This is a genomic window from Ferriphaselus amnicola (assembly GCF_000974685.2).
GTDB classification, from domain to species: domain Bacteria; phylum Pseudomonadota; class Gammaproteobacteria; order Burkholderiales; family Gallionellaceae; genus Ferriphaselus; species Ferriphaselus amnicola.
Genome location: NZ_AP018738.1, coordinates 2,565,099 through 2,589,777 on the forward strand (window position 1 = coordinate 2,565,099; position 24,679 = coordinate 2,589,777).

Below are 24,679 nucleotides of genomic sequence, written 5' to 3' on the forward strand. Positions count from 1 at the left end.
ACAATGAGTTGAATTGAAAGCGGGCGCGGAGTTTAGCACTCTCACCCAGCGACTGCCAATGATGGGGATGGGGCAGCCCTATTTCAAGGGCTGTTTGGGAAATTTATACTGAATCGCGCGAAAGCCTGATCAGGCTTTCGCTTTGCGAGCGGGCTTCTTCGCCGGTTTGCCCTTGGCGGCTTTCGCTGCCAACAGCTCCAACGCTTGCGACAGCGTGAGTTCGTCCACGGTCACATCCTTGGGCAAGGTGGCGTTGACTTTGCCGTGGCGGACGTAAGGGCCGTAGCGGCCATCGCAGACTTCGATCGGCTTCTGGTCGTCGGGATGCACCCCCAAATCGCGCAGGATGGTGGCAGCGTTATCCTTCTTCTGCGCCAGCAGTTCCACGGCACGAGCCAGCTCGATGGTGAAGATGCTGTCAGTCTTGGGGATGGACTTGAACGCGCCATCGTGGCCGATGTAAGGGCCGAAGCGGCCAATGTTGACCACCACTTTCTTGCCAGATTCAGGATGCAGACCGACTTCGCGCGGCAGCGCCAGCAGCTTGAGCGCCATGCCGAGGTCGGCAGCTTCTAGCGGCAATTCTTTCGGCCAAGAGACTCGCTTCGGTTTCTTCTTGTCGCCTTCCTTGGCTTCGCCGAGTTGCACGTACGGGCCATAAGGTCCGCGCAGCAACAGAATCAGCGTGCCCTCCTCGTTGGTTCCAAGTTCCTTGCGAGCATCTTCCGCCGACTCGACCTCGCCGCTCAAATTGCGGGTGAAATCGCACTCGGGATAGCCGGTGCAGCCAATGAAACTGCCGCGCTTGCCCAAGCGTTTGGACAACGGTTTGCCGCACTTGGGGCAGGCCTCTTCCAGAATCTCAGTGCCCGGACGATCTACGTCCTTTTTCTCACCGATCAACTGATGGAAACCTTTCCAGAATTCGTCCAGCACCGGAATCCAATCACGCTTGCCTTCGGAAATTTCGTCCAGCTCGTCTTCCATCTGGGCGGTGAAGCCGTAATCGACGTAGCGAGTGAAGTGGTCGGTAAGGAAGCGGTTGACCACGCGGCCGACGTCGGTGGGCTGGAAGCGCTTCTTTTCCAAAACCACGTATTCACGCGCTTGCAAAGTGGAGATGATGCTGGCGTAGGTGGAAGGGCGGCCGATGCCGTACTCTTCCAGCGACTTGACCAAGCTGGCTTCGGAGAAGCGCGGCGGTGGCTGGGTGAAATGCTGTTCGCCGTAGAGCTTGTCTTGCGGCAGCACATCGCCTTCTTCCAGCGGCGGTAGCTTGCCGCCGTCCTCCTCAGTGCTGTCGTCAGTGTCTTCCTGATACACGGCGATGAAACCGGGGAACACCAGCGTCTGGCCGCTGGCGCGGAACAGCGTGGTGTCGCCGCCCAAGCGGATGTCCACGCTCACGGTGTCGAAGCGGGCGGGCGTCATCTGGCTGGCCAGCGTGCGCTTCCAGATCATCTCGTATAGGCGCGCCTGATCCACAGTCAGGAATTCACGCACACTATCCGGCGTGCGAGCGATGCCGGTCGGGCGAATCGCCTCGTGCGCTTCTTGCGCGTTCTTGGTCTTGCTCTTGTACACCGGCGAAGTCTTGGGCAGATAGTCTGGCGCGAAATTGTCACCGATGTAGCCACGTATCTCGGCCACGGCTTCGTTCGCCAGCGCCACCGAGTCAGTACGCATATAGGTGATCAGGCCGACCGTGCCCCCGCCGATGTCGATACCTTCGTACAACTGCTGCGCCAGACGCATGGTGCGTTCGGAGGTCATGCCCAGCTTCCGAACCGCTTCCTGTTGCAGCGTCGAAGTGGTGAAAGGCGCAGCCGCGTAGCGTTGCTTGCCGCGCCGCTCGACCTTAACCACTTTAGGCGGCAGCTTGGCATCGCTCAGGCTGTCGAAAATTTTGCGGTACTCGGCTTCACTGCCGATGGTGAGTTGTTCGACCTTTTTGCCGTGATACTGGAACAGCTTGGCAGTGAACGGCAAGGTGTTCTTCTGGCTATCCAGATGCACCGTCCAGTATTCCTGCGGGCGGAAGGCCTCGATCTCCAGCTCGCGCTCGACGATCAGCCGCAGCGCTGGGCTTTGCACGCGACCAGCCGACAAGCCGGGGCGTATCTTGCGCCACAGCAGCGGCGACAGGTTGAAGCCCACCAAATAGTCCAGCGCACGGCGCGCCTGTTGAGCATTGACCAATGGCAGCAGAATCTCGCGGGGATTGGCCACGGCTTCTTTCACCGCACTCTGGGTAATCTCGTGGAACACCACCCGCTTCAGCGGCTTGTTCTTCAGTCCGCGCTTGGCGCGCAGCAACTCGGCCAGATGCCAAGCGATGGCCTCCCCTTCGCGGTCCGGGTCGGGTGCCAGATAGACGACATCAGCTTCGGCGGCGGCTTTGGCGATGGCATCGACGTGCTTGGCGTTGCGCGCAATGGTCTCGTACTGCATGGCATAGCCGTTATCCACGTCGATCGCGCCCGTCTTCGGGATCAGATCGCGCACATGGCCGTAAGAGGCCAGCACCTCGAAATCCTTGCCGAGATATTTTTTCAGCGTCTTGGCTTTGGCGGGCGATTCGACGACAAGCAGATTGGAGGCCATGTATTCAGGTCAGGTTGAGTAGTTCAATGCAGACTTTGCGAGTCTGCGGGTGTGAGCAGGTCTTCCACCAAAAGTGGGTCCAGCTCTTCGTGCTGGTTCCACAACACCAGCAAGGCGATCAGCTTGAGCTTGTCCAGCGACAATTGCTCGATGCCCAGCGACACCGCCCGATCAATAATCATTTCGCGCTCGACCGCCGAAATCATGCTGTTCTGCTCCCAGAACGCAATGAAGCTGCGCGCCTCTGGACTGATCCGCTGCAACTCCAAATCGGCGTAATGGCGGATACCGCCATGATTGATGGCAAGCGGATAATCGGCTGGCGTCAACCGTTTCATCCCGGACAGCCAGTTCAAAGCTTGGCTGATCTCCTCTTCCTCAAAGCCTGCGGCTGAGAGCTTGAGCGAGAGTTTATCGGGTTCGGGGTAGCTGCCAGCATTTGCATAACTTTCAAACAAAAACATCAAGATATCGAACATGGCATCCCACAATTACGGTTTTTCAAATGATCCGCTGAAACCTTCCACCGGGCAGCGTTGCCACGGTTCCGTCAAGCTCCAACTGCAACAGGATGGCGGATAGCGCCTTAATCGTCAAGCCACTGCGTTGAGCGAGCGTGTCCATATCTATGGGATCGTAGCCCATTGCATCCAATGCAGGCGAACTGGGCACGGGCACATCGGCAACTTGAGTCGGCGCAGCAAATGCACCTAACTCCTCCAAAATGTCCTGCGCAGACTCCACCAGTTTCGCTCCCTGCTTGATGAGGTAATGACAGCCCTTGGATTGGGGCGAATGAATCGATCCGGGGATGGCAAACACTTCGCGCCCCTGCTCCAAGGCCATCCGCGCGGTGATGAGCGAGCCGCTTTGCAGTGAGGCCTCTATCACCAAAGTGCCCAGACTCAAACCACTGATGATGCGGTTACGGCGCGGGAAATTGGCAGCGAGCGGCGGTGTGCCGAGCGGAAATTCGGAAATGATGAGGCCGCCTTTGGCGAGCTGGTGCGCCAACTCGCGGTTGGCAGCGGGATAGACCTTATCCAATCCCGTGCCGATCACGGCGATGCTGGAGCCGTTACCACGCAAACCTCCGCGATGCGCGGCGGCGTCGATACCGTGCGCCATGCCGCTGACGATGCACAAGCTCGCCCGACTGGCCGCCTCGGCGAACTCTTCGGCATTCTTCAAGCCTGCTGGCGATGCATTGCGGCTACCGACAACGGCCAACGCAGCGGCATTGAGTAGCGCTTGCCGCCCTTTGACGTAGAGCAGCATGGGCGGATCGCTGATATTGAGTAAGGAGCGCGGATATGCGGCATCGGCCAAGGTCAATACGGCGTTGTTCGAGTCTTGCAGCCAGTCGTCCAGCGAAGCAAACGAAGACTCATCCATGCCGCGCCCGATAGCTTCGGCCACCGCAGGGCGAACGACCTCGCGCAAAGCTGAAGTGGGGGTGGCATAGATTTGCTCGGGCGTACCGAAGGTTTGCAACAAATGGCGCAGGCTCTCGTTGCCCAATCCAGGAATCAGGCTAAGCGCAATCCAAGGAGCAAGCGCAGGATCCATAATTACGGCGTCTGAGCGTTATCCAGAAGCTCTACTGGGAAGCGAGCCTCCATCACCAACGCGTAGGCGACGCGGTCATACGTGCGGAAAATGAAAGCCAAACCATAATGCTGATCTGGCAGGGTGATGTCTTGACCCTTTTTGCAGGCTACGTCGCCGGTTTCGCACATCGCTTGGTCGTCATTGTGCAATGCTTCACCGTGACGAGTCAGCGCCAACACATGCCCCGTTTCCAACCCGTCCTGCGCACCTTTATTAAGCGTGATGACCGAGTGTTGACCGGCCAGCTCCGCACCGCCATGGATCGAGATGATCTTAGTTACCAGCTTGGTGCTGGGTGCGCGCGGGACAAAGTTATCACTCTGAGCCACCGCCTTGGCAACGAGGCGGTCGCCCTTCTTGATCTCCTGCGCTGCGTGGATGATGCGCACGGTGCTCGGGTGTCCGAATTTCTCGACCTGAGCCTCGCCTAGGTAGATCGCTTCATAACCGAGCACTTGTTTAGTTTCAGGATCGGTCAGCGCCTTGCCGGGACGATAGATCTGCCAACTCGTCCCCTGCGCCTCGCTCAGCCCTTGCACATAGACGATGTCATCGTCGCCAACCACCACGCGCTTGTCCAAGGTAGCCACCAGCACAGGTGCATTGATCAGATCGTTCTCGCCGACCACCAGCGGATATTTAAGGAAGGGGGCGATATCGCTACGTGGAACAGCAGAAATCGCCTGGCTCTGGCCTTGAATACTATGGATGTGGGGTGAAAGTTTGATCGTGCTGCCGAGGGTCTGATCCGCATCGACCCGCAAACTACCATTGCGATGGTCTAAGCGCACCACGTCACCAGGATAGATCCAGTGCGGGTCTTTGATAGTGTCTTTGTTCAAACCCCAAATCTGCGGCCACTGCCACGGGTCACTGAAGAAGCGATTTGCGATGCCCCACAGTGTATCTCCTTTGGTCACGATATGTTGTTCAGGAGCGTTGTCACGTATCTGCGCATCAGCGGCAAAAGTGACGGCAGGCAACAAAAAGCAAATCAGCGATATAATCTTGCGCATTGAAAACCCCGGCTGGATGATGGGACAGCGCGATAAGTTTCGCGCCGCTTCGATTTTGCAGCCAGTCACCCGAACTTAGCAAGCATTATGGCTATCCTTAAAATCCTACAGTATCCCGACCCACGCCTGCACAAGGTCGCTGCGCCGGTGGGCGAGGTCACTGCCGCCACCCGCAAACTGATCGCCGACATGGCTGAAACCATGTATGCCGCGCCCGGCGTAGGCTTGGCCGCGACTCAAGTGGACATCCATGAGCAGATCATCGTGGCCGACATCTCTGAGACGCACAACGAATTGCTAGTGTTCATCAACCCTGAATTGATCGCGACCAGCGGCGACAGCACGCTCGAAGAGGGTTGCCTATCCGTCCCCGGCATCTACGACAAAGTTCAGCGTGCCGAACGCGTCACGGTGCGAGCACAGGACAAGCACGGCAAGACATTCACCCTCGAAGCAGATGGGCTGCTGGCGGTATGCATCCAACATGAAATGGATCACCTCAAGGGCAAAGTGTTCGTCGAATACCTGTCGCAGCTCAAACAGACCCGCATCCGCGCCAAGCTGAAGAAGCGCCAGCGCGAGACCTTGTAAATAATGAAACTCATCTTCGCGGGCACTCCGCATTTCGCCGCCGCTGCGCTGCAAGCGCTACTGCATGCTGGTCACGAAGTCGTCGCCGTATTGACCCAACCAGACCGTCCAGCTGGACGTGGCATGCAGTTGCAACCGAGCCCTGTCAAGCAGCTGGCCGTGGAGCTCGGCTTGCCCGTGTTGCAGCCGTTGACCTTGAGGCAGCCCGAAATCCAGCAGCAGCTGGCAGACTTTCATGCCGATGTGATGGTGGTGGCCGCTTACGGGCTGATCTTGCCGCAAGTCGTGCTGGATACGCCGCGCTTCGGCTGCCTTAATATCCATGCCTCGCTACTGCCACGCTGGCGCGGTGCGGCACCGATCCAGCGCGCCATTCTCGCGGGCGATACCGAGACCGGCATCACCATCATGCAAATGGATGCCGGGCTGGATACCGGCGACATGCTGCTGAAGACGAACTGCCCGATTAGGGACACAGACACCGCACAGACTCTGCATGACACGCTTGCAGCTCAAGGTGCCGAGGCCATTGTCGAAGCGTTGGTCAAGTTGGCCGATCTGAAACCCGAAGTACAAAACAACGGTCTAGCGACTTATGCTGCCAAGCTGATCAAAGCCGAAGCGCAACTCGACTGGTCGCAAGCGGCCGAGCAACTCGCTCGCGCCGTGCGTGGCTACAACCCAGTGCCGGTCGCCAACTCGCCGTGCAAAGGCACGTCGATCAAGTTATGGCAAGCCCGTGTGTGTAATGAGCTAAGTGGCACGCCCGGTTCGGTGTTGCGCGTGGACAAGAACGGCATCATCGTCGCCTGCGGTAGCGGTGCGCTGAGCCTCGAAATATTGCAGCGCCCAGGCGGCAAGCCATTACCGGCCGCACAATTCTTACAAGGCTTCCCGCTGCAAGTCGGCGACCACTTCGGAATCTAGTATGAACCTTGCCCAGCTCGGCGCCACCCACATCGTCGCCCAAGTGTTGGGTGGTCGGAATCTCAATCAGGCACTAACCGAGTACCAGCGTCGCCATTCTGAACTGACACCGCAACAGCGCGCCATCGTGCAAGATCTAAGCTACGGCACTCTGCGCTTCTATGGCCAACTCGCCGCCATGCTCGCACCCTTGTTGCACAAGCCTTTGAAGGACGAGCGGCTGCGTTTTTTGCTGCTGGTGGCCTTGTTCCAGTTGCAATACGGCAAGTCGGCCACCCATGCGGTGGTAGATCACGCCGTGCGCGCTGCACGCGAACTGAATCCGGCGGCCAGTGGCCTAGTCAATGCGGTGCTGCGTAATTTCCTGCGCCAACGTGAAGCGCTGCTGGCAACTGCGGCGAAGAGCGAATCCAGCCGCCACTCCTACCCGCAGTGGTGGATAGATCGACTCCAAGCGCAATACGGCGAGCGTGCTGATGCGATCCTGCTGGCGGGCAACCAGCATCCGCCGATGACCTTGCGGGTGAATCAGCGCCACATTTCGGCCGCCGATTACTTGGCGCTGCTGTCGCAGCACGGCATCGAGGCCAGCCTGATCGCGCCGGAAGCGATCTTGCTAACGCGCCCGGTCGGGGTGGACAAGCTGCCCAGTTTCTTTGACGGCGTGGTCTCCGTGCAAGATGCTGGCGCGCAATACGCCGCGACATTGCTGGATGCGCACGCGGGAATGCGCGTACTGGACGCTTGCGCGGCGCCTGGCGGCAAGAGCGCACATTTGCTGGAGTTGGCCGACATCCAATTGACGGCGCTGGACTTGGATGCAGAGCGGCTGAAGCGAGTGGACGAGAATCTGCATCGATTGAAACTGTCCGCCAATCTACAAGTCGGGGACGCGGCACATCCTCCGGACTGGTGGGATGGAAAACGGTACGACCGCATCCTAGCCGACGTACCCTGTTCGGCGACCGGCGTAGTACGCCGCCATCCCGACATCAAGTGGCTACGCCGCTCCGCTGACATCGCGGGTTTCGCGCAACAGCAGGCGCGAATTCTGAATGCGCTGTGGCACTTGCTGGCGAGTGGTGGTAAATTGCTCTACGCGACCTGTTCGGTGATGAACGAGGAGAATCGGCAGGTCGTACAAGATTTTTTGCAGCAGCATACGGATGCACACGAATTGCCGCTGCACCAAGACCTCCCTGAAAGCGGACAACTTCTACCCGGCGACCTGCATGACGGTTTCTTTTATGCACTGCTGCAAAAAACTACTTAGCCGCGCCATCTCCCTGCTGGCACTGCTATGGCTGGGCATGGCGGGTGTGCAGGCCGAAGGTATTGCGGTACAAAAAGCCGAAGGACGCATGGTCGGCAGTAACTACCAGCTTTCGGTCGATTTCGACATCAACTTCAACTATGTGGTGGAACAGGCGCTGATGCGCGGAGTCACGCTGCACTTCATCAGCGAATTCAACCTGAATCGCCCGCGCTGGTATTGGTTCGACGATGTACTGGTGGAGAGTGAGCAGACAACCAGACTTTCCTACAATGCACTGACCCGTCAATACCGCATTGGACGGGGCTCACTGTTTCAAAATTTCGCCAATCTGGAAGATGCCCTGCGCGTGCTTGGACATCAATCTTCGACACCCGTACCACTCACTGCGCTCAAGTCTGAAAGCAAGCACGTGGTTTCAGCACGGATGCGCCTAGACATCACCCAACTCCCCAAACCCTTACAAGTGAACGCGCTCACTAGTAAGGAGTGGAATCTTGATTCCGACTGGTACAGCTGGATCGTGCACCCGAACACGGCTGGAGGTAACTAGTAAGTGAAATACTTCCTCGCCGTCAGCGCAGTGGTCGGCACGCTACTGCTCTACCTGCTATCGCAAGCCAGCGCCAACTCCGATTTGTTCTCGCATAATCTCTACTGGTTACTAGCGTCGATCGGGGTACTGGCGATATTACTGATGGCACTGGTCGGCTATCAGTTCTGGCAGTTACGGCAGAAGATCAAGGCGCAAGTGTTTGGCGCGACTCTGGCGTTCCGCCTAGCTATGTTCTTCACGCTGATCGCCATCCTTCCCGGCCTGCTGGTGTACGGCGTGTCAGTGCAGTTTCTCGGCAAGAGTATCGAATCATGGTTCGACGTGCGAGTGGAGAAAGCGCTCGAAGGCGGCCTCAATCTTGGACGAGGGGCGCTGGATAACGGCCTGAAAGATCTCTCCAAGAAAGGACAGTTCATCGCCTTACTACTGGCCGAACAAGAGCCTGCGCAGCATGTAGCCACGCTCAATCGCTTAATCGATGAAGGCGCTGCACAAGAGATTTCACTGTTCTCAAGCACCGGCAAGCTGCTCGCATTTGCCTCCAGCGAGCGTCGTTTGGCTCCAGATTTTCCCGATGCCAACATGCTGCACGAGGTTCGCACGCAGGGCATCTACAGCGTAGTGGATAGCTTGCCGGACAATCGACTGGCACTGCGCGTACTCGTCCCCGTCAACTCAGCGCGGGGGAATGGCGTACGCATTCTGCAATTCGCCCAATTGGTGCCGAAGCAACAATCCGATGATGCCGAGATGGTACAGGCGGTCTATCGCGACTATCAGGGGCTTTCGATCGCGCGCTTGGGGCTGAAGCGCATGTACGGATTGACGCTGACGCTGTTTCTGCTAGTGGTGCTATTGGCGGTCGTGTCGGCAGCCCTCTTTCTCAGCAATCGACTAAGTGCACCTTTGGCAGCGTTGGCCGAGGGCACTCGTGCCGTGGCTCAGGGTGATTTCTCACGCCAACATGAGGTACAGAGTAGCGATGAGCTAGGCATGCTAACCGGCCTGTTCAACCAGATGACCCGGCAGCTAGCAGAAGCCAAAGACACTAGCGAGCAACAACAACGGCAGGTAGAAAACACCAAGTTGTACCTGGAAAGCGTGCTGGCACATTTGTCCTCAGGGGTGCTAGTGGTGGATGCCGAGCACAAGCTGCGTTCGATCAATGCCAGCGCAGCGCAAATACTTGGCGCGCCGCTGCTTGAGATGCAAGGGCAATCATTGCAGGATGTTGCCAGCGTTCACTTGTTGTTGCGCCCATTCATCGCGACACTAGAGCAAGCCTTCGACGAAATGCCTAATGGCGAATGGCAGCGCCAAATCGAACGCTTGAGCAAGAACGGCAACCAGATACTGCTAATCCGAGGCACGTGGCTTTCGACGGCGGCTGAGAATGGCTACGTCGTGGTGTTCGATGACATCACCCACTTGCTACGCGCCGAACGGCAAGCAGCATGGGGCGAGGTGGCACGACGCTTGGCGCATGAGATCAAGAACCCACTCACGCCGATCCAGCTTTCCGCCGAACGCTTACAACACAAGTTGAGCGCCAAACTGGATGAGAAAGATGCCTCGTTGCTGCAACGCGCAACCCAGACCATCGTCAGCCAAGTCACGGCAATGAAAAACATGGTGACGGATTTCGCAGACTACGCACGTGCGCCAGCACTGAAGCTCACCGAGCTCGACATGCACCAATTACTACGCGAAGTATTGGGCTTGTACGAAGCCAATCGCTATCCGCTCAATGTACTACTGGAAGCACGGCAAACGCGCATCAAGGGCGACGCGACGCGGTTGCGCCAAGTGATCCACAATTTGTTACAGAACGCACAGGATGCACTGGGTCAAGTCGAAGCCCCTCAAATGGTGTTGCACACCTCAAACCAAGAGGGCTGGCTGAAAATGACGGTCGAAGACAACGGTAGCGGCTTCCCAGAAAGCCTGCTGGATAGAGCCTTCGAACCCTATATCACGACCAAACCAAAAGGTACCGGCCTAGGACTGGCGATCGTGAAAAAGATCATCGAAGAGCATGGTGGCACCATTGCAATCGAGAATGTAGCAAGCGGCGGGGCGCAAGTGACGGTCACCCTACCGGTATTGACAGGAGCAGCATGATGGCAGGCAAAGAGATACTGATCGTTGATGATGAAGTGGGCATCCGTGAGTTGCTGTCGGAGATTCTTTACGACGAAGGTTATAGCGTCCACCTAGCTGAGAATGCCGCTCAAGCAAGGCAATTCCGCAGTCGCCAGCAACCGGACTTGGTCTTGCTAGACATCTGGATGCCGGACACGGACGGCGTAACTCTGCTCAAGGAGTGGGTAGCTCAAGGCCTACTGAGCATGCCTGTCATCATGATGTCGGGACATGGCACTATCGAGACGGCGGTCGAGGCAACGCGAATCGGCGCGGTTGATTTTCTGGAAAAACCAGTCGCCTTGCAAAAGTTGCTGAGCACGGTCGCCAAAGCGATTAAACAGGGCTACATCCAGCAATCACAAGAGTCGATGGTGAACGATGCTAGGACAACCGTAACAGATGCGACAACAGCCTCGCTGCCCTTGGATTTACCTTTACGTGAGGCTCGTGAGCATTTTGAGCGCATGTATTTCGAGCACCATATTCGCAAGGAAAACGGCAATATCACCCATATTGCCGACAAAGTAGGCTTGGAGCGCACACACCTTCACCGCAAATTAAAGCAGCTGGGAATTCGTGTGAGTAAAAAAGAAGCCGATGCCTCAACGGAATAACATCACATTCGTAGTTGCCCTAAACATGGCGCTACGGCATAATTCACCACCCCCAACCGGATAAACTTACCCAAATCTGCTATATCGGGAAGCACAGGAGACTAGAGAAACATGGCTTCGGAACGTAACGTAACCCCCCCAAAGTTCAATGACATCACCAGCGCGATTCGCATGCTCGCGGTAGATGCGGTTCAAAAGGCCAACTCTGGCCACCCTGGCGCCCCAATGGGCATGGCCGAAATCGCCGAGGTTCTATGGCGTCGCCATCTGCGCCACAACCCGACCAACCCGAAGTGGGCGGATCGCGATCGTTTCGTATTCTCCAATGGCCACGGCTCGATGCTGATCTACGCACTGCTGCATCTGACCGGCTACGATCTGCCGATTGAAGAGCTGAAACGCTTCCGCCAAATGCACTCCAAGACTCCGGGCCACCCAGAGTATGGTTACACCGTTGGCGTAGAAACCACCACTGGCCCGCTGGGCCAAGGCATCACCAACGCTGTTGGTATGGCGATGGCTGAAAAGCTGCTGGCAGCTGAATTCAACAAGCCCGATCACGAAATCGTCAACCATAGCACCTACGTATTCTTGGGCGATGGCTGCATGATGGAAGGTATTTCCCACGAAGCTTGTGCGCTAGCTGGCACCTGGGGTCTGGGCAAGCTGACTGCATTCTGGGATGACAACAACATCTCCATCGACGGCCACACCGATGGCTGGTTTACCGATGACACGGCTAAGCGCTTTGAAGCTTACGGCTGGCACGTAGTTGCCAATGTTCAGGGCCACGACCCTGAAGCGATCAATGCAGCCATCGAAGCAGCCAAGCTGGTCACCGACAAGCCTTCCTTGATCTGCTGCAAGACAGTGATCGGCGCTGGCTCCCCGAACAAGCAAGGTACTCACGACGTACATGGCGCAGCGCTCGGCGATGCCGAAGTGGCCGCCACCCGCGCTCATCTGGGCTGGAACTACGCTCCGTTTGAAATTCCTGCTCACGTGTATGAAGCATGGGATGCGCGCACTCAAGGCGCGGGCTTGGAATCTCTGTGGAACAACAAATTTGCCGAGTATCGCGCTGCTTACCCAGCTGAGGCAGCTGAGTTCCTGCGCCGTACCGCCGGTGATTTGCCTGCAAACTGGGAAGCCCATGCGGCAGCGTTCATTGCCAAGACCAACGAGAAGGCCGAGACCATCGCCACTCGCAAGGCTTCGCAAAACGCCATCAACGGCCTGCAACCTGCGCTGCCTGAATTCCTAGGCGGCTCTGCCGACTTGACCGGCTCTAACCTGACCAACTGGACAGGCGCACATCACGTTTCTGGCAAAAAGACCGGCAACTACATCAGCTACGGCGTGCGCGAGTTCGGCATGTCGCACATCATGAACGGCATGGCACTGCACGGCGGCCTGCTGCCATTCGGCGGCACCTTCTTGATGTTCTCGGAATATGCCCGCAACGCATTGCGCATGTCGGCATTGATGAAGCAGCGCGTGATCTATGTATTCACCCACGACTCCATTGGTCTGGGCGAAGACGGTCCGACGCACCAGCCCGTAGAGCAGACCACAACCCTGCGTTACATCCCGAACATGGATGTATGGCGTCCGTGCGACACCGTGGAATCGGCGGTGAGCTGGGTGGCCGCGGTTGAGCGCAAGACAGGTCCAGCAGCACTGATCTTCAGTCGCCAGAATTTGAACTTCCAGAAACGCAGCGAAGCGCAGATCGCCGACATCCGTAAGGGCGGCTATGTGCTGTCTGAGGCCGCAGGTGATGCACAAGCGATCATCATCGCTACGGGCTCCGAAGTGGATCTGGCCATCAAGGCTCAGGCTACTCTGGCTGCCGAAGGCGTGAATGTGCGCGTAGTTTCCATGCCATCTACCAACGTGTTCGATCGTCAAGATCAGGCTTATCGCGACAGCGTGCTGACTCCAGGCGTGAAACGTGTGGCGGTTGAAGCTGGCGTGACTGGGCTCTGGTACAAGTACGTTGGTTTGGAAGGCGCAGTGATTGGCATGGATTGCTTCGGCGAATCCGCTCCAGCACCTGAACTGTTCAAGCATTTCGGGTTCACCGTGGACAACGTCGTTGCCACCGTCAAGCGCGTCATCGGCTGATTAAGGCCACAGTGGTGCGACTTGGCGCAGTCCAAGCGCACCACAACAACAAGTTGTTATAGCAAGTTATTTTTATCTTAACGGGAGAGAGAAATGGCAATTAAGGTTGGTATCAACGGTTTTGGTCGTATCGGTCGTATGGTGTTTCGTGCTGCAACCAAAGACTTTCCTGAAATCGAAGTCGTAGCAATCAATGACCTGCTGGAACCAGACTATCTGGCGTACATGCTGAAGCATGACTCCGTGCATGGCCGTTTCAATGGCGATGTAGCGGTGAGCGGCGACAATCTGGTCGTCAATGGCAAAACCATCCGCCTGACCGCAGAACGCGATCCCGCGAACCTGAAGTGGAACGAAGCAGGCGTGGACATCGTGATCGAATGTACCGGCTTCTTCTTGGATGATGCCACTTGCCAGAAGCACATCGCTGCTGGCGCAAAGAAAGTAGTGATGTCGGCTCCTTGCAAGGACAAGACTCCGATGTTCGTTTATGGCGTGAACCACGACACCTACAAGGGCGAAGCGATCGTTTCCGCCGCTTCCTGCACGACCAATGCTCTCGCTCCAGTCGCCAAGGTACTGAACGACACCTTCGGCATCAAGCGCGGCCTGATGACCACCGTTCATGCAGCCACTGCAACACAGAAGACTGTTGACGGCCCATCCAACAAGGATTGGCGCGGTGGTCGCGGCATTCTGGAAAACATCATCCCTTCGTCCACTGGCGCTGCCAAGGCGGTAGGTGTAGTGATTCCTGAGCTGAACAAGAAACTGACCGGCATGGCGTTCCGCGTGCCAACTTCTGACGTATCTGTCGTTGACTTGACCGTTGAGTTGAGCAAAGAAGCGACATACGAGCAAATCGTAGCTGCAATGAAGGCTGCGTCTGAAAGCGGCCCGCTGGCAGGCGTGCTTGGTTTCACCAATGACAAAGTGGTATCCACCGACTTCCGTGGTTGCGTCAATCCCTCAATCTTTGATGCAGATGCAGGCATCGCGCTCGACCCAACCTTCGTCAAGGTCGTAGCTTGGTATGACAACGAATACGGTTACACCTGTAACCTGATGCGTCTGGTACGTCACATCGCTAAGTAAGCAGTTGAACGGGTGGGTCAAAACGACCCACCCGTTTTCGCAAGGTGAGCTGTAAGGCTTGGCGCAAGCCAATCCTAACCGCTTATACATATTTCTCAAGGAGCATTCACATGGCAAACTTCATCCGCATGACTGATCTCGATCTGGCCGGCAAGCGCGTACTGATTCGCGCTGACCTCAACGTGCCCGTCAAGGACGGTCAGGTCACCTCTGATGCACGCATCACTGCGTCGATGGCCACTATCAATCACTGCCTGAAGGCAGGTGCCAAAGTGATGGTGACATCGCACTTGGGTCGCCCAACTGAAGGCGAGTGGTCTGAAGAGAACTCGCTAAAGCCCGTGGCTGACAACATCTCTGGTCGCCTCGGTAAAACTGTCCGTTTGATCAAAGATTGGGTAGATGGCGGATTTGACGTTGCCGCTGGAGAACTAGTCGTTCTAGAAAACTGCCGCATCAACAAGGGCGAGAAGAAGAACGTCGATGAGACCGCCACAAAGTACGCCGCTCTGTGCGACATATTCGTGATGGATGCGTTCGGCACAGCCCACCGCGCTGAAGCATCGACTCACGGCGTCGCCAAGTACGCTCCAACTGCATGTGCCGGTATCCTGCTCACCGAAGAACTGGATGCACTGAACAAAGCACTGGCGAATCCCGCACGTCCGATGGTCGCTATCGTCGGCGGCTCCAAGGTATCTACTAAATTGACCGTACTTGAAGCGCTGTCCGAGAAGTGCGAACAGTTGGTGGTAGGTGGTGGTATCGCCAACACCTTCCTCAAGGCGACCGGGCATCCCGTCGGCAAGTCGCTGTGCGAGAACGATTTGGTTCCAACCGCGCAAGCTTTAATCGCCAAGATGACCGCTCGCGGCGCAATCATCCCCATCGCTACCGATGTCGTCGTCGGCACGGCGGCTCCCTTCCTGCCAGGGAATGAAAACACCCCAGCCATCTTGAAGAGCGCAAAAGACGTGGCTGAAGACGAAATGATCTTTGACATTGGCCCTGACTCGGCTCAAGCCATTGCGGACATCATCATGAAAGCTGGCACTGTGGTCTGGAACGGTCCGGTCGGCGTTTTCGAATATGATCAATTCGGTGCTGGCACGAAGACCATCGCCATGGCCATCGCCAACACCAAGGCATTTACACTGGCAGGCGGTGGAGACACCATCGCTGCGATCCAGAAATATGATATTTATGACAAAGTGAGCTATATCTCCACCGCTGGTGGCGCCTTCCTAGAGTACTTGGAAGGCAAGACATTGCCTGCTGTGGCAATTCTGGAAGAGCGCGCGTCTAACTAAGGAACTACATGCTTCGCAGAACGAAAATCGTGGCGACCCTCGGGCCTGCCACCAGTGACCAAAAGGTCCTAGAACAGATCATCCGCGCTGGCGTTGATGTCGTGCGTATGAATTTCTCGCACGGCACCGCCGAAGACCACATGGGGCGTGCGGATCGAGTTCGCGCCGCCGCCCGAGCAGTGGGGCGTACCGTCGGCATTCTTGCTGACCTGCAAGGCCCAAAGATTCGAGTCCGAAAATTCGAGAATGACAAGATCATTCTCAACAAAGGAGACATCTTTATCCTCGACGCAAGCTGGACTGCCTTGGGAAATCAAGAGCGCGTCGGATTAGATTACAAAGAGCTACCACGAGACGTAAGCAAGGGTTCTGTGCTGCTGCTCAATGACGGCATGCTGGAATTCGACGTAGAAGAAGTTCGCGGCGAAGAGATCGTGTGTACGGTTGTGCGTGGCGGCGTGCTGTCCAACAACAAGGGCATCAACCGCAAAGGTGGCGGATTGACCGCACCGGCACTGACCGACAAAGACAAGGAAGACATCAAGACTGCCGCGCTCATCAAGGCTGACTTCTTGGCTGTATCTTTCCCCCGCTCCGCTGACGACATGAAGTTGGCCCGCGAACTGATGCATGCAGCGGGCGGCAAGAGCCTACTGATGGCCAAGATCGAGCGCGCCGAGGCGATTCCCGTTCTGAGCGAAATCATCGATGCTTCCGATGCCATCATGGTCGCTCGTGGCGATTTGTCGGTCGAAGTCGGCGATGCAGCGGTTCCAGGTTTGCAGAAGCGCATGATCAAGATGGCGCGCGCCAAGAACAAGCTAGTCATCACGGCCACGCAGATGATGGAATCGATGATCACCAATCCGATCCCGACCCGGGCAGAAGTTTCGGATGTGGCGAATGCGGTGCTCGACGGTACTGATGCAGTAATGTTGTCGGCAGAAACAGCCGTTGGCGACTACCCCGTAGAAACCATTCAAGCAATGGCTCGAATCTGTATCAAGGCCGAGCGCGAAGTGGAAGATAACTCCATGGATCGTCGCCTAGCGACCCAGAAGTTTAGCCGCATCGATCAGTCCATTGCCATGTCGGCGTTGTTCGCCGCTTCGCACTTCAAGGTCAAGGCCATCGTTGCATTGACCCAGTCTGGCTCCACGGCACTGTGGATGTCGCGGGTTAACGCGGGCGTGCCTATCTTTGCTCTGACCCCCACAGATGCCACCTTGAGTAAGGTGACACTGTTCAGTGGAGTACATCCGATTGCCTTCAACCCTACGTCGGTTGATCCAGCAACAACGTTGGTCGAAGCCGAACAAGAGCTGGTTCGACTGGGCTTAGTAAGCGACGACGACCTGATGGTTCTGACTATCGGTGATGCGGTGGGTAAGACTGGCCATACCAACACTATGAGAATCGCCCGTGTCGGCGACCACCACAAGAAGTAAAGGGTTGAATCCGGAGCGAAGTGTCTCTTACACTCCGGCTTAGGCAGTTTGTTTAATAGTTGATAAATTAGGAGAGGAAAACATGGCACTCGTTTCTTTACGCCAACTGCTCGATCACGCAGCAGAACACAGCTACGGCTTGCCCGCATTCAACGTCAATAACCTGGAACAGGTCAAGGCGATCATGGAAGCGGCTGACGAATGCAACAGCCCAGTCATCATGCAAGGTTCCGCTGGTGCGCGTAAATACGCGGGCGAAGCGTTCCTGCGTCACCTGATCGAAGCTGCTGTTGAAATGTATCCGCATATTCCCGTTGTGATGCACCAAGATCACGGCGCATCGCCAGCAATCTGCATCCAAGCGATCAAGTCCGGCTTCTCCAGCGTAATGATGGACGGTTCCTTGATGGCTGACGGCAAGACCCCATCCAGCTTTGAATACAACGTCAATGTTTCCCGTCAAGTAGTGGAAATGTCTCACGCAGTCGGCGTATCCGTCGAAGGTGAGTTGGGCTGCCTAGGTTCTTTGGAGTCTGGCCACGGCGAGAAGGAAGACGGCCATGGCGCTGAAGGCGTTCTGTCCCACGACCAACTGCTGACCGACCCGAACGAAGCTGCTGAATTCGTAAAGCTGACTCAGGTTGATGCTCTGGCGATCGCCATTGGCACTTCCCACGGCGCGTACAAGTTCACCAAGCCGCCCACAGGCGACACCTTGGCGATCAGCCGCATCAAGGAAATCCATGCCCGCATCCCTAACACCCACTTGGTGATGCACGGCTCGTCTTCCGTGCCACAAGAATGGCTGGAGATCATCAACCAATTCGGCGGCGCGATGCCACAGACTTACGGCGTTCCTGTTGAAGAGATCGTTGAAGGCATCAAGCACGGCGTGCGCAAGGTTAACATCGACACCGATTTGCGCATGGCTTCCACCGGCGCAACCCGTCGCTACTTGGCCAACAACCCCAAGGACTTTGACCCACGTAAGTTCTTGGCCGAAACCACCAAGGCGATGAAGGCGATCTGCAAGGCTCGCTACGAAGCCTTCGGATGTGCAGGTCAAGCTGGCAAGATCAAGCCCATCTCGCTGGATGCTATGGCGATGCGATACATCAAAGGCGAACTGAACGCAGTGGTGAAGTAAGTCACTCCGCGCAGTAGCAAACAAAAAGCGACCTTCGGGTCGCTTTTTTACTGGGAGCTAGATCACAAGCCTAGCTCGCACCACATCGCATCGACTTTGGCTTTCACCTCGGCGCTCATCACGATAGGCGTGCCCCATTCACGTTGTGTCTCTCCGGGCCATTTGTTGGTCGCGTCCAAGCCCATCTTGCCGCCGAGACCGCTCACCGGCGAGGCGAAGTCGAGGTAATCGATAGGCGTATTCTCCACCAGCAGCGTGTCGCGCACCGGGTCCATGCGCGTGGTGATTGCCCAGATCACTTCCTGCCACGAACGCACGTCGATGTCGTCGTCCACCACCACGATGAACTTGGTGTACATGAACTGGCGCAAAAAGCTCCAGATGCCGAACATCACGCGCTTGGCGTGTCCGGCGTATTGCTTCTTGATGCTGACGACCGCCATGCGATACGAGCATCCTTCCGGCGGCAGATAGAAGTCCTCGATCTCCGGAAACTGTTTTTGCAGCAGGGGCACGAACACCTCGTTCAGCGCCACGCCCAGCATCGCCGGTTCGTCGGGCGGTTTACCGGTGTAGGTGGAGTGGTAGATAGGATTGCGGCGCATGGTGATGCGCTCTATGGTGAACACCGGAAACTTGTCCTGCTCGTTGTAGTAACCGGTGTGGTCGCCGTACGGCCCTTCCTGCGCTGTCTCGCTCGGATGAATCACACCCTCAAGCACGATCTCGGCAGAAGCGGGTACTTGCAGGTCGGAGCCTATGCATTTCACCAGCTCTGTCTTGCTGCCGCGCAGCAATCCGGCGAACTGGTATTCGGATAATGAATCCGGCACAGGAGTGACTGCACCCAGTATTGTTGCGGGATCGGCACCGATCACGACCGCGACCGGATACGGTTGCCCAGGGTTCTTCTCGCAATGATCGCGGAAATCCAGCGCCCCGCCTCTATGCGCGAGCCAGCGCATGATGACTTTGTTCGGGCCGATCACTTGCTGGCGATAGATGCCCAGATTCTGGCGCGGTTTGTTCGGCCCGCGCGTAACCACCAACCCCCAAGTAATCAGCGGAGCGACATCGCCAGGCCAGCAATGCTGGATCGGCAGCTTGCTTAAATCGACATCCGCACCTTCCCACACGATCTCCTGACACGGCGCAGACGACAACACCTTGGGGGACATGGTGAGCACCTGTTTCAGGATCGGCCATTTGTCCCATGCATCTTTCAAACCTTTGGGCGGCTCCGGCTCTTTCAGGTACGCCAGTAATTTGCCGACTTCGCGCAGCGCCCCGATATCCTCTTCGCCCATGCCCAGCGCCACCCGGCGCGGCGTGCCAAACAGGTTGGCGAGCACCGGCATCTTGTGGCCGACCACATTTTCGAACAGTAGCGCCGGACCTTGCGCGCGCAATACACGGTCGCAGATCTCGGTCATTTCCAGATGCGTAGAGACAGGTGCACTGACGCGCTTAAGCTCGCCCCTCTTTTCCAGTTGGACGATAAAGTCGCGCAGCTCGTGGTATTTCATCAGTAGAACCTTTCCTCGCCCTCGGGGCGGGTCTTAAAGCGCTTGTGCAGCCAGAAGTATTGCTCTGGCATTTCACGTATGCGGTCTTCGATGAAGGCGTTCATGCGACGGGTGTCGGCGATGTCATCGCCGCTTGGAAAATTGTCCCACGCGGGATAAAACGTCAGCACATAGCCCTCGCTGCCGGGTAGGACGCGAGTGATACTGGGCACGACTTTCGCGCCGGTCATCTGTGCAATGCGGGACACGCTGGTCATGGTTGCTGCGGGTACGCCGAAGAAGGGAATAAATGCTCCATCCTTGATGCCCTGATCCTGATCCGGCGGATAGATGAACGGCATGCCTTTGCGCATGCCCTTGAGGATAGGACGCAAGCCCTGCTGGCGTGAGTAAAGATGCTGCTGCCGGAAACGAGCGCGCTTTTTCAGTAGCAGCTCGGTCAAGTACATATTCTTCTGATTGGCGTACATGCACACCGTATCCGTGTGCTGAGCGATCCATTGGCCGCCCGCATCCATCCCGACAAAGTGAGGGGTCAGCAGAATCGAAGGCTGTCCTTGAATCGCGTCAAAGTGCTCGACACCTTCCACGCGGATCAGGCTGCAGATACGCTCGGCGCTCCCCCACCACAAAATACTGCGTTCGATCAGCCCACGACAAAACATCTTGAAATGAGCACGCACCAATCGTTCGCGCTCAATGTCACTCATCTCGGGAAAACACAGGCGCAGATTGATCATACCGACTCGACGTCGTTCGGCAGAGAGCGGGTAAAGCAACACACCCAGCCCGTTGCCAATGGAAACGATGGCGCGAAACGGCAGGAAATGAATCAACCAGAAGATAAACACCCCGAGACGAGCCAACATCATAACTCCTTGGCTACATCTGGCGGTAAAGCCCCAAAGGGAACTTTGTAACGGTTATAACTCCACAAATACTGCTCAGGGCAAGTACGGACGACAGCCTCCACGGTGCGATTCATGGCATGGGTGATGGACTCACCTTCGGCAGGCTCTAGTGGAGAGAATCGCAATACATAGCCCGCACCGGCAGCCAGCCGCTCGGCGTGAGTCATCACGATCATCGCACCCGTGGCGGTCGCCAAACGTTCAACTAAGGTCATCGTGTAAGCCGGACGACCGAAGAAATCCACCCACTCGCCTTCGCCATTACCTGGTGCCTGATCGGGCAGCAAGCCGATTGCCTGTCCGCGCTTGAGTGCCTTAAGCATAGCGCGCACGCCGCTGACGTCAGTACGCGCCAACTCCACCAATCCACGCTCTCGCCCTTGGCGCATCATCGGCTCCAACCAAGCAAGGCGCGGAGGCCGGTAAAGCACTGTGAGCGGGATCTTCGAGGCAAGGTATTGAGCCGAAATCTCAAAACAGCCCAGATGCGGAGTCAAAATGATGACCCCCTTGCCCTGCGCACGCGCATGCTCTATCAGCTCCCAGCCATGGCATTCGCGCACCAGAGTAACAACTTCCTCCAGTGGGTGCAGCCAGACCCAAGGCAATTCGGCAATGGACTTGCCCATCTCCTCCACATTGGCTCGCAACACACGGCGAAACTCAGGTTCATCCAACTCGGGCAAAGCCGATTGCAAATTGTCGTGCAGACGATCTGCATAACGTCCAGACAATAGATAAGTTGCCGAGCCAAGTAGAGAGCCCAGCCGATGTAGCGTCGGCAGCGATAACTGTGCGGCTTGTTTAAACAGGAATAAGTATAGAGAGTTGAGCACGGTGGCCAATGTCAAGTTTTTGTTATAATCCCGCCACTTTGAACCCCCGAAAAACGGAAGAGCCATGAGCGAATACTTTTTTACCTCTGAATCGGTGTCTGAAGGCCATCCCGACAAGGTTGCCGACCAGATCTCTGATGCAGTTCTGGACGCGATTCTAGCCCAAGACCCCTATGCACGGGTAGCTGCCGAGACTTTGGTCACTACCGGTCTGGTCGTGATGGCGGGCGAGATCACCACTAGCGCCAATGTGAATTACGGAAAAGTCGCGCGCGAAGCCATCCGCAAGATCGGTTACGACGACCCCAACCTGCGCTTCGACGCCGATGGTTGTTCGGTCCACGTCTGCTACGGCCAACAGAGTCCAGACATCGCTCAAGGCGTGGATCGCGCTTCCGACGACTATCTGAATCAGGGCGCGGGCGACCAAGGTCTGATGTTCGGCTATGCCTGTACCGAGACCGACACCCTGATGCCGCTGCCGATCTATCTGTCGCACCGCATCGTCGAGCGCCAGTCGCAACTGCGCCGTGATGGACGTTTGAACTGGCTGCGCCCGGATGCCAAGTCGCAGGTCACCGTGAAGTATGTGGACGGCAAGCCATTCGCTATCGACACCGTGGTGCTCTCTACCCAACACACCGCTGATATCGAACTGCCGCAGATCCGCGAAGCCGTGATCGAAGAGATCATCAAGCCCATGCTGCCAAAGGAGTTGATCAAGGGCGATATCAAGTACCTGGTCAACCCGACTGGCCGCTTCGTCATCGGCGGCCCGCACGGCGATGCCGGCCTGACTGGCCGCAAGATCATCGTGGACACTTACGGCGGCGCAGCTCCCCACGGTGGTGGTGCATTCTCCGGCAAGGATCCCTCTAAAGTCGATCGTTCCGCTGCTTACGCAGGACGTTACGTGGCGAAGAACATCGTCGCCGCAGGCTTGGCCGACAAGTGCCTGGTGCAGATCAGCTACGCCATCGGCGTAGCGCAACCGACCAGCATCATGGTCACCACCTACGGCACCGGCAAAGTCTCCGATGAGAAGATCACTGAGCTGGTGAAGCGTCACTTCGACCTGCGCCCCAAGGGCATCGTGCAAATGCTCAACCTGCTGCGCCCTATCTATCAGAACACCGCTGCTTACGGTCACTTTGGCCGCGAAGAGCCGGACTTCACTTGGGAAGCTACAGATAAGGCGGAGGCCCTGCGTGCCGATGCTGGTTTGTAATTCGTAAGTAGTCGCAAGCAAAAGACAAAACGGCGCCCAACGGTGCCGTTTTGTTATGCTAGAATGCCGCCCCACAAGTCGCGGCTTTGATTCGACTTAATAGATTCCAGCACTGAGGAGCGTTGCGACAGGATTTCCTGCCAGGCTCAGTGACTCGGCAAGTTTCAACGACGCTCACCCAACCGTGCCGGGCACGGGAGTTCGGGTGAGTCGCAATACCCCTCCCTCCGGTCATTATGTTCAAGGAGAACACTATGGCTGAATTCAATGATTACGTAATCGCCGACATCAACCTTGCTGCTTGGGGCCGCAAGGAAATCGCAATCGCCGAGACCGAGATGCCTGGTCTGATGGCTATCCGCGAAGAGTTCGCAGCAACCCAACCTTTGCGTGGCGCTCGCATCACCGGCTCGCTGCACATGACCATCCAGACCGCCGTTCTGATCGAAACACTGAAGGCGCTGGGCGCAGAGCTGCGCTGGGCTTCGTGCAACATCTTCTCCACACAAGATCATGCAGCGGCGGCCATCGCTGCCGGCGGCATCCCTGTGTTTGCAGTCAAGGGCGAATCGCTGACCGAATACTGGGACTACACCCACCGCATCTTTGAATGGACGGACGGCGGCTACTCCAACATGATTCTGGACGACGGCGGCGATGCCACCTTGTTGCTGCATCTGGGTACACGCGCTGAAACCAATCCTTCCCTGCTGAACAACCCGACGTCGGAAGAAGAGACTTGCCTGTTCGCGTCGATCAAAGCGACGTTGGCCAAGGACCCAACTTGGTACTCCAAGCGTCTGGCTGAGATCAAGGGCGTGACCGAAGAAACCACCACCGGCGTGCACCGCCTGTACCAGATGCATGCACGCGGCGAACTCAAGTTCCCCGGCATCAACGTCAACGACTCCGTCACTAAGTCCAAGTTCGACAACCTGTACGGCTGCCGCGAATCGCTGGTGGACGGCATCAAGCGCGCTACCGATGTGATGATCGCGGGCAAGATCGCGGTAATCGCTGGTTACGGCGATGTGGGCAAGGGTTCCGCCCAAGCCATGCGCGCGCTGTCTGCACAAGTCTGGGTCACTGAGATCGACCCGATCTGCGCACTGCAAGCCGCAATGGAAGGCTATCGCGTGGTCACGATGGAATACGCCGCCGACAAGGCCGACATCTTCGTCACCACCACCGGCAACTTCCACGTCATCACCCATGACCATATGGCGAAGATGAAAAACCAAGCCATCGTCTGTAACATCGGCCACTTCGACAATGAGATCGACGTCGCCTCGCTGGAAAAATACCAGTGGGAAGAAATCAAGCCTCAAGTCGATCACGTCATCTTCCCGGACGGCAAACGCATCATCCTGCTGGCCAAGGGTCGTCTGGTCAATCTGGGTTGCGGCACCGGCCACCCGTCCTACGTGATGTCGTCCTCCTTTGCCAACCAGACCATCGCTCAGATCGAGTTGTGGACTGAGTCGGAAAAGGGTTCCGGCAAGTATCCCGTGGGCGTTTACACCCTGCCCAAGCACTTGGATGAAAAGGTCGCCCGTCTGCAACTGAAGACACTGAACGCGCAACTGTCCGAGTTGACCGATCAGCAAGCAGCCTACATCAACGTCGCCAAGGAAGGCCCGTACAAGGCCGACCACTACCGCTACTAAGCGGCCGCTGGCGTATGATGCGAGGGGCGGAATTTCCGCCCCTTTTG

At 56.9% G+C, this 24,679-nt stretch carries 20 protein-coding genes, 1 pseudogene and 1 riboswitch; of the genes and pseudogenes, 14 read left to right on the forward strand and 7 right to left on the reverse strand.

Features of this window, described 5'->3' with window-relative positions:
- Positions 1-129 precede the first annotated feature (129 nt).
- The 4 genes from topA to OYT1_RS12745 are packed head-to-tail and all read right to left on the reverse strand — an operon-like array spanning position 130 to position 5,231.
- Positions 130-2,604 carry a type I DNA topoisomerase gene (gene topA / locus OYT1_RS12730; RefSeq protein WP_084611967.1) on the reverse strand — a complete coding sequence of 825 codons (2,475 nt, stop codon included), beginning with the start codon at positions 2,602-2,604 and terminating at the stop codon, positions 130-132.
- A gap of 23 nt (positions 2,605-2,627) precedes the next feature.
- A complete protein-coding gene (locus OYT1_RS12735; RefSeq protein ID WP_232013191.1) occupies positions 2,628-3,068 on the reverse strand; it encodes a DUF494 family protein in 441 nt (146 codons plus the stop codon).
- A gap of 37 nt (positions 3,069-3,105) precedes the next feature.
- Positions 3,106-4,173 carry a DNA-processing protein DprA gene (dprA, locus tag OYT1_RS12740; RefSeq protein ID WP_062626465.1) on the reverse strand — a complete coding sequence of 356 codons (1,068 nt, stop codon included), beginning with the start codon at positions 4,171-4,173 and terminating at the stop codon, positions 3,106-3,108.
- 2 nt (positions 4,174-4,175) lie between these two features.
- Positions 4,176-5,231, reverse strand: a complete 1,056-nt coding sequence (locus tag OYT1_RS12745; protein ID WP_062626464.1) for a LysM peptidoglycan-binding domain-containing protein — start codon at positions 5,229-5,231, stop codon at positions 4,176-4,178.
- 87 nt (positions 5,232-5,318) lie between these two features.
- Between OYT1_RS12745 and def the strand changes: the two genes are divergently transcribed.
- The 12 genes and pseudogenes from def (at position 5,319) to fba (ending at position 18,464) form a co-directional block, all read left to right on the forward strand.
- Entirely contained in the window at positions 5,319-5,822 is a 504-nt protein-coding gene (def, locus tag OYT1_RS12750; RefSeq protein WP_062626463.1) for a peptide deformylase, read from the forward strand.
- A 3-nt stretch (positions 5,823-5,825) separates the two neighbouring features.
- Entirely contained in the window at positions 5,826-6,749 is a 924-nt protein-coding gene (fmt, locus tag OYT1_RS12755) for a methionyl-tRNA formyltransferase (protein ID WP_062626462.1), read from the forward strand.
- A gap of 1 nt (position 6,750) precedes the next feature.
- Positions 6,751-8,022 (forward strand): 16S rRNA (cytosine(967)-C(5))-methyltransferase RsmB, encoded by a 1,272-nt coding sequence (gene rsmB, locus OYT1_RS12760; protein ID WP_062626461.1) that lies wholly within the window; start codon positions 6,751-6,753, stop codon positions 8,020-8,022.
- On the forward strand, positions 7,982-8,575 hold the full coding sequence (locus OYT1_RS12765; protein ID WP_232013192.1) for a DUF4390 domain-containing protein: 594 nt from the start codon (positions 7,982-7,984) through the stop codon (positions 8,573-8,575). The genes rsmB and OYT1_RS12765 overlap by 41 nt, the downstream gene beginning before the upstream one ends.
- 3 nt (positions 8,576-8,578) lie before the next feature.
- Positions 8,579-10,699 carry a sensor histidine kinase gene (locus OYT1_RS12770; protein WP_062626459.1) on the forward strand — a complete coding sequence of 707 codons (2,121 nt, stop codon included), beginning with the start codon at positions 8,579-8,581 and terminating at the stop codon, positions 10,697-10,699.
- A pseudogene (locus OYT1_RS14140) lies at positions 10,699-11,067 on the forward strand (response regulator); the annotation flags it as partial. The gene OYT1_RS12770 and the pseudogene OYT1_RS14140, both read left to right, overlap by 1 nt.
- 120 nt (positions 11,068-11,187) lie before the next feature.
- A complete protein-coding gene (locus OYT1_RS14145; RefSeq protein WP_408608790.1) occupies positions 11,188-11,337 on the forward strand; it encodes a helix-turn-helix domain-containing protein in 150 nt (49 codons plus the stop codon).
- Positions 11,338-11,448: 111 nt separating this feature from the next.
- Positions 11,449-13,464: a transketolase gene (gene tkt, locus OYT1_RS12780; protein ID WP_062626457.1), complete on the forward strand. Its 2,016-nt coding sequence runs from the start codon at positions 11,449-11,451 to the stop codon at positions 13,462-13,464.
- A gap of 93 nt (positions 13,465-13,557) precedes the next feature.
- Positions 13,558-14,559, forward strand: a complete 1,002-nt coding sequence (gene gap, locus OYT1_RS12785; RefSeq protein ID WP_062626456.1) for a type I glyceraldehyde-3-phosphate dehydrogenase — start codon at positions 13,558-13,560, stop codon at positions 14,557-14,559.
- Between the two features lie 110 nt (positions 14,560-14,669).
- Complete coding sequence (locus OYT1_RS12790; protein WP_062626455.1) at positions 14,670-15,869, forward strand: phosphoglycerate kinase; 1,200 nt, start codon at positions 14,670-14,672, stop codon at positions 15,867-15,869.
- A gap of 8 nt (positions 15,870-15,877) precedes the next feature.
- Positions 15,878-17,317, forward strand: a complete 1,440-nt coding sequence (gene pyk / locus OYT1_RS12795; protein ID WP_062626454.1) for a pyruvate kinase — start codon at positions 15,878-15,880, stop codon at positions 17,315-17,317.
- An 82-nt stretch (positions 17,318-17,399) separates the two neighbouring features.
- Positions 17,400-18,464, forward strand: a complete 1,065-nt coding sequence (gene fba / locus OYT1_RS12800) for a class II fructose-bisphosphate aldolase (protein ID WP_062626453.1) — start codon at positions 17,400-17,402, stop codon at positions 18,462-18,464.
- Positions 18,465-18,526: 62 nt separating this feature from the next.
- On the opposite strand, the gene ubiD is transcribed toward fba, so the two are convergent.
- From ubiD to OYT1_RS12815, 3 genes are read right to left on the reverse strand one after another with little or no spacing between them, the layout of a single operon-like run.
- The gene (gene ubiD, locus OYT1_RS12805) at positions 18,527-19,990 is read right to left on the reverse strand and encodes a 4-hydroxy-3-polyprenylbenzoate decarboxylase (RefSeq protein WP_062626452.1); all 1,464 of its coding nucleotides are present in this window, start codon (positions 19,988-19,990) and stop codon (positions 18,527-18,529) included.
- Positions 19,990-20,859, reverse strand: coding sequence for an LpxL/LpxP family acyltransferase (locus tag OYT1_RS12810; protein ID WP_062626451.1), 870 nt, complete (start codon positions 20,857-20,859; stop codon positions 19,990-19,992). Before OYT1_RS12810 ends, ubiD begins: the two co-directional genes overlap by 1 nt.
- Positions 20,859-21,752, reverse strand: coding sequence for a lysophospholipid acyltransferase family protein (locus OYT1_RS12815; RefSeq protein WP_232013193.1), 894 nt, complete (start codon positions 21,750-21,752; stop codon positions 20,859-20,861). The genes OYT1_RS12810 and OYT1_RS12815 overlap by 1 nt, the downstream gene beginning before the upstream one ends.
- A gap of 49 nt (positions 21,753-21,801) precedes the next feature.
- On the opposite strand from OYT1_RS12815, the gene metK reads away from it, so the two are divergent.
- Both metK and ahcY read left to right on the forward strand, forming a co-directional pair.
- Complete coding sequence (metK, locus tag OYT1_RS12820) at positions 21,802-22,965, forward strand: methionine adenosyltransferase (RefSeq protein ID WP_062626450.1); 1,164 nt, start codon at positions 21,802-21,804, stop codon at positions 22,963-22,965.
- Positions 22,966-23,073: 108 nt separating this feature from the next.
- Positions 23,074-23,148: riboswitch (S-adenosyl-L-homocysteine riboswitch) on the forward strand.
- A 71-nt stretch (positions 23,149-23,219) separates the two neighbouring features.
- Positions 23,220-24,632 (forward strand): adenosylhomocysteinase, encoded by a 1,413-nt coding sequence (gene ahcY, locus OYT1_RS12825; RefSeq protein ID WP_172588563.1) that lies wholly within the window; start codon positions 23,220-23,222, stop codon positions 24,630-24,632.
- Positions 24,633-24,679: the final 47 nt, after the last annotated feature.

Bases quoted from the DNA above. Each gene is read 5' to 3' on its own strand.
- rsmB (WP_062626461.1), top strand. From the start codon at position 6,751: ATGAACCTTGCCCAGCTCGGCGCCACCCACATCGTCGCCCAAGTGTTG.
- OYT1_RS12735 (WP_232013191.1), bottom strand. From the start codon at position 3,068: ATGTTTTTGTTTGAAAGTTATGCAAATGCTGGCAGCTACCCCGAACCC.
- def (WP_062626463.1), top strand. From the start codon at position 5,319: ATGGCTATCCTTAAAATCCTACAGTATCCCGACCCACGCCTGCACAAG.
- OYT1_RS12790 (WP_062626455.1), top strand. From the start codon at position 14,670: ATGGCAAACTTCATCCGCATGACTGATCTCGATCTGGCCGGCAAGCGC.
- metK (WP_062626450.1), top strand. From the start codon at position 21,802: ATGAGCGAATACTTTTTTACCTCTGAATCGGTGTCTGAAGGCCATCCC.
- OYT1_RS12745 (WP_062626464.1), bottom strand. From the start codon at position 5,231: ATGCGCAAGATTATATCGCTGATTTGCTTTTTGTTGCCTGCCGTCACT.
- OYT1_RS12810 (WP_062626451.1), bottom strand. From the start codon at position 20,859: ATGTTGGCTCGTCTCGGGGTGTTTATCTTCTGGTTGATTCATTTCCTG.
- fmt (WP_062626462.1), top strand. From the start codon at position 5,826: ATGAAACTCATCTTCGCGGGCACTCCGCATTTCGCCGCCGCTGCGCTG.
- pyk (WP_062626454.1), top strand. From the start codon at position 15,878: ATGCTTCGCAGAACGAAAATCGTGGCGACCCTCGGGCCTGCCACCAGT.
- tkt (WP_062626457.1), top strand. From the start codon at position 11,449: ATGGCTTCGGAACGTAACGTAACCCCCCCAAAGTTCAATGACATCACC.
- OYT1_RS12765 (WP_232013192.1), top strand. From the start codon at position 7,982: ATGACGGTTTCTTTTATGCACTGCTGCAAAAAACTACTTAGCCGCGCC.
- OYT1_RS14145 (WP_408608790.1), top strand. From the start codon at position 11,188: ATGTATTTCGAGCACCATATTCGCAAGGAAAACGGCAATATCACCCAT.
- gap (WP_062626456.1), top strand. From the start codon at position 13,558: ATGGCAATTAAGGTTGGTATCAACGGTTTTGGTCGTATCGGTCGTATG.
- ahcY (WP_172588563.1), top strand. From the start codon at position 23,220: ATGGCTGAATTCAATGATTACGTAATCGCCGACATCAACCTTGCTGCT.
- fba (WP_062626453.1), top strand. From the start codon at position 17,400: ATGGCACTCGTTTCTTTACGCCAACTGCTCGATCACGCAGCAGAACAC.
- dprA (WP_062626465.1), bottom strand. From the start codon at position 4,173: ATGGATCCTGCGCTTGCTCCTTGGATTGCGCTTAGCCTGATTCCTGGA.
- topA (WP_084611967.1), bottom strand. From the start codon at position 2,604: ATGGCCTCCAATCTGCTTGTCGTCGAATCGCCCGCCAAAGCCAAGACG.
- ubiD (WP_062626452.1), bottom strand. From the start codon at position 19,990: ATGAAATACCACGAGCTGCGCGACTTTATCGTCCAACTGGAAAAGAGG.